The sequence below is a fragment of the Dysosmobacter sp. HCP28S3_G4 genome (assembly GCF_052065175.1).
Lineage (GTDB): Bacteria > Bacillota > Clostridia > Oscillospirales > Oscillospiraceae > Oscillibacter.
The window spans coordinates 19,602-28,096 of record NZ_JBQHUP010000035.1; the positions used below are offsets into that span (position 1 = coordinate 19,602).

Below are 8,495 nucleotides of genomic sequence, written 5' to 3' on the forward strand. Positions count from 1 at the left end.
TTTGCTCTGTCTCTCAGGCCAGATACTGCTGGTTCACCACGAAGGACAGGGGCTCGCCGGCCTCCAGAGCCTTCAGGTTTCTGACGATCATGGGGATCATGGCGCTGCCCAGATCGCTGGCCGTGCCGCCGATATGGGGCGTGACCACCACGTTCTCCCGGGAGCAGAGGGCCTTGGTGACTTCGCTCTGCTCGTCCTCCACACAGTCCAGTCCGGCGGCGCCCACCTGGCCGCTCTCCAGCGCCGCCAGCAGGGCCGCGTCGTCCACCAGACCGCCGCGGGCGGTGTTGATCAGCAGGGCGCCCTTCTTCATCATGGCCAGCTGATCCGCGCCGATAATGTGTCTCGTGGAATCCAGCAGGGGCACATGGACGCTGACCACGTCGCTGGTATTCAGCAGCGTCTCCAGATCCACGTAGGTCATGTGGAACTGCTCCTCCATCTCGGGCTTCAGGCGGAAGGTGTCATAGTACCGGACGGTGGCGCCGAAGGCCTGCACCCGCCGGGCCACCTGGCGGCCGATGTTGCCGCCGCCCAGCAGGCCCACGGTCTTGTGGTTCAGGGAGAGGTTCACCGGGAACGCGCTGCGGTCCCAGTCGCCCGCCTTCACGTGGTGGTAGTAGCCCATGATGTTGCGCCCCGCGTTGATCATCAGGCCCACCGCCAGCTCCGCTACGGCATAGGCGTTGGCACCGGGGGTGTTGCAGACGGAGACGCCCAGCCGGCCGGCCTCCTGAATGTCCACGTTATCATAGCCCACGCCCCAGCGCATGACCATTTTCAAATTGGTGAACCGGGCGAAGTCCGCCGGAGCGGGCATCTTCAGCACCCGCAGCACCACAGCGTCCGCGTCCGTCACTGCGGTGAACTCCTCCTGGGCCTCCGCCGTGATGATCTCGAACTTCTCCTCCGGCAGCGCAGCACGGAACGCCTCCACCGTACCTGCGGGATAATTACCAGCAATGCAAACCTTCAACATTTGAATAACTCCTTCCTTATTTCAAGGAATCCGCGATGACGCGGATCTTTTTGCCCTCTTCTTCCCAAAACTTCTCCAAAACCTTCATCTGGTCTCCCAGGGAGAAATGCTTCACGCCCAGGGAGATGTAGTACGCCGCATCCTCCGGCGCAGCGATTTCACAGCGGGGTTGGACGCCATGCTTCAGCGCTGCTTCGATCATCCGGCGCTCAGCGGCCCTGCACTCCTCTGCGTACTCCTTCCGGTTTTTTCCGGCGCTCATGGAGTAATCCGAGGGGCCGAACTGCACCATGTCACGCCGGGCACAGAGCAGATCTCCTCAATGTTCTCCATGGCCTCCGTCTTCTCGATCATGAAGCAGAGCACAATGCCATCCAGCCGTCTGGCGTGGTTTATCTGGCTCAACCGGTGCTGCGTCCCGATGTAGCGGCGGCCGGGGTAGCCAAAGCGGCCGCTGCCCAGGCTGTCCGGCTTCATCATGGCGACGCTCTCCCGCACCTCGTCAGCCGTGTGGTGATCCGCAAAGTTGATGGCCTGGAAACCTGCCGCCACCGCCTTCTGGGCAACATATCCCCGATTCTGGAAATCCACCTTGATCATGGAGCCCATATTCTTCAGCTCCGCCGCCCGGGCCAGATTCTCCAGATCCACCAAAGTGAAGGGGGCGCATTCCGCCAGGAACTCTACATAATCAAAGTTACCTGTTTCACCGGCGACCTCTGTATAAAACGGCCAGGTGCTCCAGATGCGAGTAGACGTAGTAGGCTGCTGTGTGCTCAGAAGCTGTCTGATCTTGTTCTCCTTCATAGTTACATCTCAAATAAGCGCTTAATATAAACCGCTTTAGTTAACCGGTTTATATCAAATTATCAAATCGTGAAAGAGATGTCAACTTGCATTTTTCATAAATTTGGCAAACATTTTCTTTGCATTTGCCGATTTTTGATTGAGAAGTGCCTGTCTGTCCATTTTCCATCATACTTTGCAGGTTCCTCTCCATCTCCCCATATTACAGAACTGCACAAATTATCTGCCTCTGATTCGTGAAATTAACTGAAGCCCCTATGCATTTCATAGAGTTGCAGTTGGCTCTTCATACACAAAAGTCTATTGACAACTCCCACTAATTTTGTTAGCTTAATGTTAATAAACCGGTTTGCAAAACCGGTAAGTGAGGGATATGCATGGAAAAGAAAGTGACTATCTCCGACATTGCAAGAGAGGTAGGTGTCTCCAAAACCACCATCTCCCGTTATCTGAACGGTAACTACGGTTATATGTCCGCCGAGACCCGTCAGCGAATCGAGAACGTCATTGAGGAAAAGGGATATGTACCCAACAGCATCGCCCGCACCCTGAAGACCAAGAAGAGCCGTCTCATCGGCATCATCGCCAACACCCTCCGCTACCAGGTGGCAGCCCAGACCATCACCGCTATTCAGGACGTCTGCATCCAGCACGGCTACGGCACCATCGTCTACCGCAGCAACGGCGACTCCAGAGAGGAGAGCAACGTCATTCAGCTGTGCCTGAACCAGCAGGTGGAAGGATTCATCATCATCCCCTGTGAGAATTCCACGGAGCGATATGTGGAGCTGTGCGAGCGCGGGATCCCCGTGGTGCTGTGTTCCCGGTATCTGATGGACTGGCCCTATGGCTGTGTCTATGTGAAGCACCGGGAGCTGATCTGGGCCATGATGGATCATCTGCGGGAGCAGGGCTTTGAAAAGGTCCGCTTCCTGGTGGACACCATGGACTTCCACAAACAGATGATGTCCAACATCTTTTCTGAGTACACCGGACGCTATCTGGGGATGTCTTTCCAGGAGTCCGTGGTCAATGTAGGCAACAACAGCAGCCTCGTCCGGTCCGCGCTGTTCCAGATGAAGGCCGACTATCCCGGCCGACGCACAGCCATCATGGCGGTGAACACCCACACCCTGTTCCTGGCACTTCAGGAAATTGAGCGCAGCGGTCTCCGGATCCCGGAGGACCTGGGCATCTGCGGCTACGACGCCGTGGGTTGGTCGGAACTGGTGTACCCCGGTATTTCCTCCATCCGTCAGCCCATGGACAAGGTGGGCACGGTTGCCGGTGAAAAAATGATGGAATGTCTCCGTAACGGAGAGATGAGCAGCGGTCAGACCGCTCTGGACGGACAGGTATTCTTCCGCAAGTCCACGCAGATCATCTGATATGGAATACGACATGTACCCCATCGTCATCGTCCTGGCCCTGCTGATCATCGTCTCCCTGTTCTCCCCCCGTGATGATGAACTGGGTCAACAAGAAGTCCAGAGCCATTGAAAAGCAGCAGTAAGTCTCCTCACGGGAGCGGCATGGCTGCGCCTGCGGAGAAGATTTCCGCTTTCCCCGGTGGACAGATTTTGTTTCCGGGTGATATACTAATAAAAAATCAGAATGTCCCCGCCGTCATCCGGCGGCAGGACGCGGAGGGCACAGCCCTCCAGCCGCAAGAGTTCCCCATATGATCCGTGCGCAAACCGCGGGCACTGTTGGCATGACGGTGCCCGCATTCTGCGCTTTGACCGCCGCGGAGACGGCGGACATCCACAAAGATAGGAGGCATGCTTCATGGCCGGCCTGAGCAAGAGCACCGACATGACCCACGGAAGCATCTGGAAGCACCTGGCGCTTTTCGCGGTGCCGCTTCTGCTGGGGAATCTGTTCCAGCAGCTCTACAACACGGTGGACAGTATCGTCCTTGGCAACTTCGTGGGAAAATCCGCACTGGCCGCCATCGGCTGCACCACCTTCATCTGCAATACGCTGGTCAATTTCTTCAACGGCATCTCCATCGGTGCGGGCATCATCATCAGTACCCATTTCGGCCGCCGCGACTGGGACAAGCTCCACGAGACCGTGGAGACGGCGGTGCTGACCGCCATCGTGGTAGGCGCTCTCGTCAGTCTCCTGTCCGTTCCCTTCGTTCCCTTCATGCTGCGGGCCATCAGCACGCCGGAGGAAACCATGGGTCCGGCAAGCGCCTATCTCCGCATCTACTTTCTGGGCACCATCTTCCTGTTCTGCTACAACATCGGCAGCGCCATCCTTCGGGCCGTCGGGGATACCAGGACGCCTCTGAAGATCCTGATCCTCACCAGCATATTGAATATCCTGATGGATCTGTTGTTTGTGGTGGCGTTCCAATGGGGCATCGCCGGCGCCGCCGCGGCTACGGTGGTCTCCGAGGCCATCTCTGCCTTTCTGTCCCTGGCCGTGCTCCATCTCTCCAGCGAGTCCTTCCGGCTGACCTGGCAGGACCTGCGCTTTAAGCCGGACATTCTGAAGTCCATTCTGCTGCTGGGCATGCCGGTTGGCATCCAGCAGGCGCTGACCTCCTTTTCCAACGCCTTTGTCCAATCCTACATCAACAGCTTCAACTCCACCTCCATCATGGCCGGATGGAGCGTCTATCTGAAGCTGGACCAGTTCTCCCTCCTCCCCGTCATGAGCATCGGACAGGCCACTACTACGTTTGTCAGCCAGAATCTGGGGGGCGGCGATCCGGGCCGGGCCAGGAAGGGCACCCGCACCTCCATCGTTCTGGGCAGCTGCGTGGTCATCGGCATCGCCCTGGTGCTGGGCACTTTCGCCAAGAGCCTGGTGTCCCTGTTCAACCAGGACCCGGAGGTCATCTACTACGGCACCCAGTTCGTCTGGATGACGCTGCCCTTCCGGTTCTTCGGCGTCTGGAACCAGACCTTTGCCGGTGCGCTGCGGGGCGCCGGAGATACCCGGGGACCCATGCTCATCATGCTGTTCAGCTTCGTATTCTGCCGCCAGGCGTATCTGTTCATCGTCACCCGCTTCGTGAAGAACATCTACACCGTGGGACTGGGTTATCCCTTCGGATGGGTCATGTGCACCTTCCTCTCCCTGTTCTATTACTGCTGGAAGCAGCGCCGGTTCGACGCCCAAAGCCGCCCGTGAGTGTGCGGGCCATGTCCGGTGAAACGGACAGCGATACAAAAAGACCTCCTGCTGTGGGTTTTCCCTGCAGCAGGAGGTCTTTTATACATCTTTGCACATCAGAGGATCAGCATCAGCACCGGCGTCACGATAAAGCAGGCCAGCGTTGAGATGGCGGCTCCCTGGGCGGCGAATTGCTCGTCCGCGCCGTATTCCGCGGAGGCCACCACCGTCTGTGTGACCACCGGCATGGCGGCCTCCACGATGAAGACGCTGCGGGCCAGACCGGTAATGCCGAACAGTGCGCAGAGCAGGAAGCAGAGGGCAGGCGCAAAGAGGAAGCGGAACAGCAGCACGACTGCCATGGGGACATCGATCCTCAGGCTTTTAAGCCCGATCTCGTGAATGATATAGCCTGTCAGCAGCAGAGCCAGGGGCGTCACCAGGTTATTCATGTACCGGGCAAAGGTCAGGACAAGGGACGGCAGCTGCACGTCGGCCAGCATCAACAGAAAACCGATGACGACGGCCCAGATGGTGGGCATTTTCAGGAGCCGCACAAAGGAGCTCCAGGAGAGGCCGCTTTCATTGGTTCCCGACCAGCGGATCAATGCCATGCCCACCACCTGCGTGAAGGACGTGCTGACACAGTAATAGATCATCACATAGGGCCGGGCAACTTCGCCGAACAGCTCGGTGCACATGGCGAGGCCGATGAACACACAGTTGGAGAGGGCGCACATCACCATAAAAACGCCAAGACTGCGGTGCGGGATCTTCAGCAGCCGTCCGATCAGAAAAGCCAGCACAAAATTCAGAACACAGCAGAGAAACGTATTCAGGAGCATGCCGCCGGACTGGGCCAGGAGATCCTGCGACAGGTTGACCTGCAGGCTGTAGATACACATGAACGGAACGGCGATGGTCAGCAGGAATTTGCTGATAAACGCCTTCGTCTCAGCGCCCATCCAGTGTCTGGCGCCGCAGATATAGCCCACCATCGTCAGCAGCAGAATGAGCGTGACGGAGGAGACGGCATGTAAAAAGGTTTCCATAGGATTTCCTCCTGGTAAGTTTCGTTTGGATCAGAAGAATAGATCAAAGAGACGGGCCGGTCTCTCCGCCGTGTCAGACCGGCGCGGGGACAGATCCCTCCGCGCCGCAGGCGTTTTGCAGGGCCTCCCGGGCCATGACGATGAACCGCTCTCCGAAGTGGGAGAGATACCGGTCCGCCCGGTATCCCGCCACCAGCTGGCTGAAGGTGGAGGGATCGGTGAGGGGAAACAGGTCCACGCCCTTGGTGGCCGCCGAGGCCGTGGGAATGGCCCGGAGGAACAGCTCCGGGCAGATGGTGATCCCCACACCCGCTGAGGCCATGGCCAGGGTGGTAACGGTGTTTTCCGTCTCCAGGATCAGCTTGGGCTTGAAGTAGTAGCGGCTGAAATACTGGTCCACGATGCTGCGGGTGCGGTTGCCCCGCTTGATGAGCACAAAGGGCATCTGCTGGAACTCGTCGATGTCGGCTCCCTGGGCGAACTGGGCGCGGACGGCCTCCGCCCGCTCCCCGAAGTGCTGGTCGGTGAAGTTCCGGGGGACCACCATCATCAGCCGCTGCTCCGTCAGGGGAACAGTCCGGACGTCCTCCAGCATGATGGGCTGAAAGCAGATGATCAGGTCCAGTCGTCCATGGGACAGCTCATCCTCCAGCTGAGCGGAATTGCCCTCGAACAGGGAGAATTCCACCATGGGGAACTCCTCCTGGAACCTGGGCAGGATCTCAGGCAGCAGGGCCAGTCCGCAGGTGTGGGAGATCCCCACCCGCAGCACGCCGAGATAGTGGCGGTTGATGTCGCCCACTTTGTTGAGAAACTGGCTGTGGAGATCCAGGATCTGTGTGGCGGTCTGGACCAGCTGGTCCCCCGCGTAGGTCAGCGACAGCTTGGGCGACCGGGTGAACAGCTTCACATTCAGCTCCCGCTCCAGATTGCTGATGTGGTTGGACAGGGATTGCTGGGAGATGTACAGCCGCTCCGCCGCACGGGTGATGTTCAGTTCCTCCGCCACCATCAGGAAATACTTCAAGTGCAAAAAATTCAAAGTGCTCCCCCCAGTGTGTCATACATTGCCTGACATCCGTGTATTTTAATTGTACCACAGTCAAATGATTGTGGCAACCCTCACAAAAAATGTGTTATCCGGCAGGAAAAATTTGTGTCATAATAGGAGCATAAAAGGTGTGTCAGAGGAGGCCGACCTCGGCGCGCCGCAGTAGAACTTATATTTTGATAAGGAAGGATGTTTGTCCCATGAAATGTCTGATCATTGATGCCGTCCACAGCGCCATTGCTGAGGAACTGGGCAAGTACATGGAAGTCACTGTCAGCGAGAAGCTGCCCCCCGCCAAGGATGAACTGAAAGCCATGATCCCCGACGTGGACGTGCTGATCATGCGCGTCGATCCCATGATCGACAAGGAGGTCCTGGACGCCGCCGCGAATCTGAAGGTCATCGGCGTCTGCTCCGTTGGTCTGAACCACATCGACACCAAGTACGCCGAGGAGAAGGGCGTCAAGGTGTTCAACGCCCCCGGCCTGAACGGCAACGCTGTGGCCGAGCTGACCATCTGCAAGATGCTGGAACTGTCCCGCCACACCATCCCCGCTCACCGCGACGTCACCGTGAACCAGAAGTGGGATAAGTACGCCTTCGTGGGCCGCGAGCTGCGCGGCAAGACCCTGGGCGTCCTGGGCTTCGGCCGCATCGGCCAGCGCGTGGGCGAGATTGCCCGCGTCTTCGGCATGAAGGTCGTGGCATACGATCCCTATCTGCCCGCCGAGATCTTCACCAAGAACGAGGCCACTTCCATGAGCATCGCCGAGGTGTGCGAGGTCTCCGACTTTGTCACCATCCACATGCCCCTGAACGACGAGACCCGCAACCTGTTCAACGCCGAGTCCATCTCCAAGATGAAGAGCGACGCGGTGGTCCTGAACATGGCCCGCGGCGGCATCGTCAACGAGAAAGACATGTACGAGGCCCTGAAGGCCGGCAAGCTGGGCGGCTACGCCACCGACGTTCTGGAGAACGAGGTGGCCGGCGACGGTCTGACTGAGGACTCCCGGTTCTACTCTCCCCTGTTCGACTGCGACAACTTCATCGTCTCTCCCCACATCGGCGCCCAGACCGTGGACGCTTCCCGTGACATCGGCCAGCACATCATCGGCAAGGTCAAGGAAGCTCTGAACCTGGGCTGATCCGACTCCCCTCTCTTTGACTGCAGGCGGCCCCCGGCATGAGCCGGGGGCCGCCGTCTTTCCGGAAATCGGAGGCTGATTTTTCCGGCAGGATCTGTCAAAAAAGAGGTTTTCACCGGAAACGTTATCATATATAATAGCATTATGGCGCTTCCCCGCCGGGCGGGGAGGCGAAACGGGCGGTGAAAGGAGTGGCCGGCTCCCGAACCCGGAAATACGAAAGATTAACTATTAAAAGTCAACCCTCAAAATGAGTGGAAGTGCTCACAGACAGATGGTTCAAAAAGGGTATGGAAAAGCTGAGGTCTTATCAGACCCCTGCTGTCTAT

8 protein-coding genes are annotated in these 8,495 nt (G+C 58.2%); 3 read left to right on the forward strand and 5 right to left on the reverse strand.

All coding sequences use genetic code 11. From position 1 onward, the window contains the following. Positions 1-13: 13 nt before the first annotated feature. The 3 genes from ACTNBU_RS09105 to ACTNBU_RS09115 are packed head-to-tail and all read right to left on the reverse strand — an operon-like array spanning position 14 to position 1,786. Positions 14-979, reverse strand: coding sequence for a 2-hydroxyacid dehydrogenase (locus ACTNBU_RS09105; RefSeq protein ID WP_441033089.1), 966 nt, complete (start codon positions 977-979; stop codon positions 14-16). Positions 980-995: 16 nt separating this feature from the next. Then, the gene (locus ACTNBU_RS09110) at positions 996-1,271 is read right to left on the reverse strand and encodes a hypothetical protein (protein WP_441033090.1); all 276 of its coding nucleotides are present in this window, start codon (positions 1,269-1,271) and stop codon (positions 996-998) included. After that, entirely contained in the window at positions 1,238-1,786 is a 549-nt protein-coding gene (locus tag ACTNBU_RS09115) for a hypothetical protein (RefSeq protein WP_441033091.1), read from the reverse strand. Before ACTNBU_RS09115 ends, ACTNBU_RS09110 begins: the two co-directional genes overlap by 34 nt. 377 nt (positions 1,787-2,163) lie before the next feature. Between ACTNBU_RS09115 and ACTNBU_RS09120 the strand changes: the two genes are divergently transcribed. Together ACTNBU_RS09120 and ACTNBU_RS09125 are read left to right on the forward strand one after the other, a co-directional pair. Then, positions 2,164-3,174, forward strand: coding sequence for a LacI family DNA-binding transcriptional regulator (locus ACTNBU_RS09120; RefSeq protein WP_441033093.1), 1,011 nt, complete (start codon positions 2,164-2,166; stop codon positions 3,172-3,174). A 400-nt stretch (positions 3,175-3,574) separates the two neighbouring features. After that, the gene (locus ACTNBU_RS09125) at positions 3,575-4,933 is read left to right on the forward strand and encodes an MATE family efflux transporter (RefSeq protein WP_441033095.1); all 1,359 of its coding nucleotides are present in this window, start codon (positions 3,575-3,577) and stop codon (positions 4,931-4,933) included. A 98-nt stretch (positions 4,934-5,031) separates the two neighbouring features. Here ACTNBU_RS09125 and ACTNBU_RS09130 read toward each other — a convergent pair whose 3' ends face one another. Then, positions 5,032-5,967: an AEC family transporter gene (locus ACTNBU_RS09130; protein WP_441033097.1), complete on the reverse strand. Its 936-nt coding sequence runs from the start codon at positions 5,965-5,967 to the stop codon at positions 5,032-5,034. Positions 5,968-6,040: 73 nt separating this feature from the next. Continuing rightward, on the reverse strand, positions 6,041-7,009 hold the full coding sequence (locus ACTNBU_RS09135; protein ID WP_441033100.1) for a LysR family transcriptional regulator: 969 nt from the start codon (positions 7,007-7,009) through the stop codon (positions 6,041-6,043). 209 nt (positions 7,010-7,218) lie between these two features. On the opposite strand from ACTNBU_RS09135, the gene ACTNBU_RS09140 reads away from it, so the two are divergent. Beyond that, the gene (locus tag ACTNBU_RS09140; RefSeq protein WP_441033102.1) at positions 7,219-8,166 is read left to right on the forward strand and encodes a D-2-hydroxyacid dehydrogenase; all 948 of its coding nucleotides are present in this window, start codon (positions 7,219-7,221) and stop codon (positions 8,164-8,166) included. The last annotated feature ends 329 nt before the right edge of the window (positions 8,167-8,495 follow it).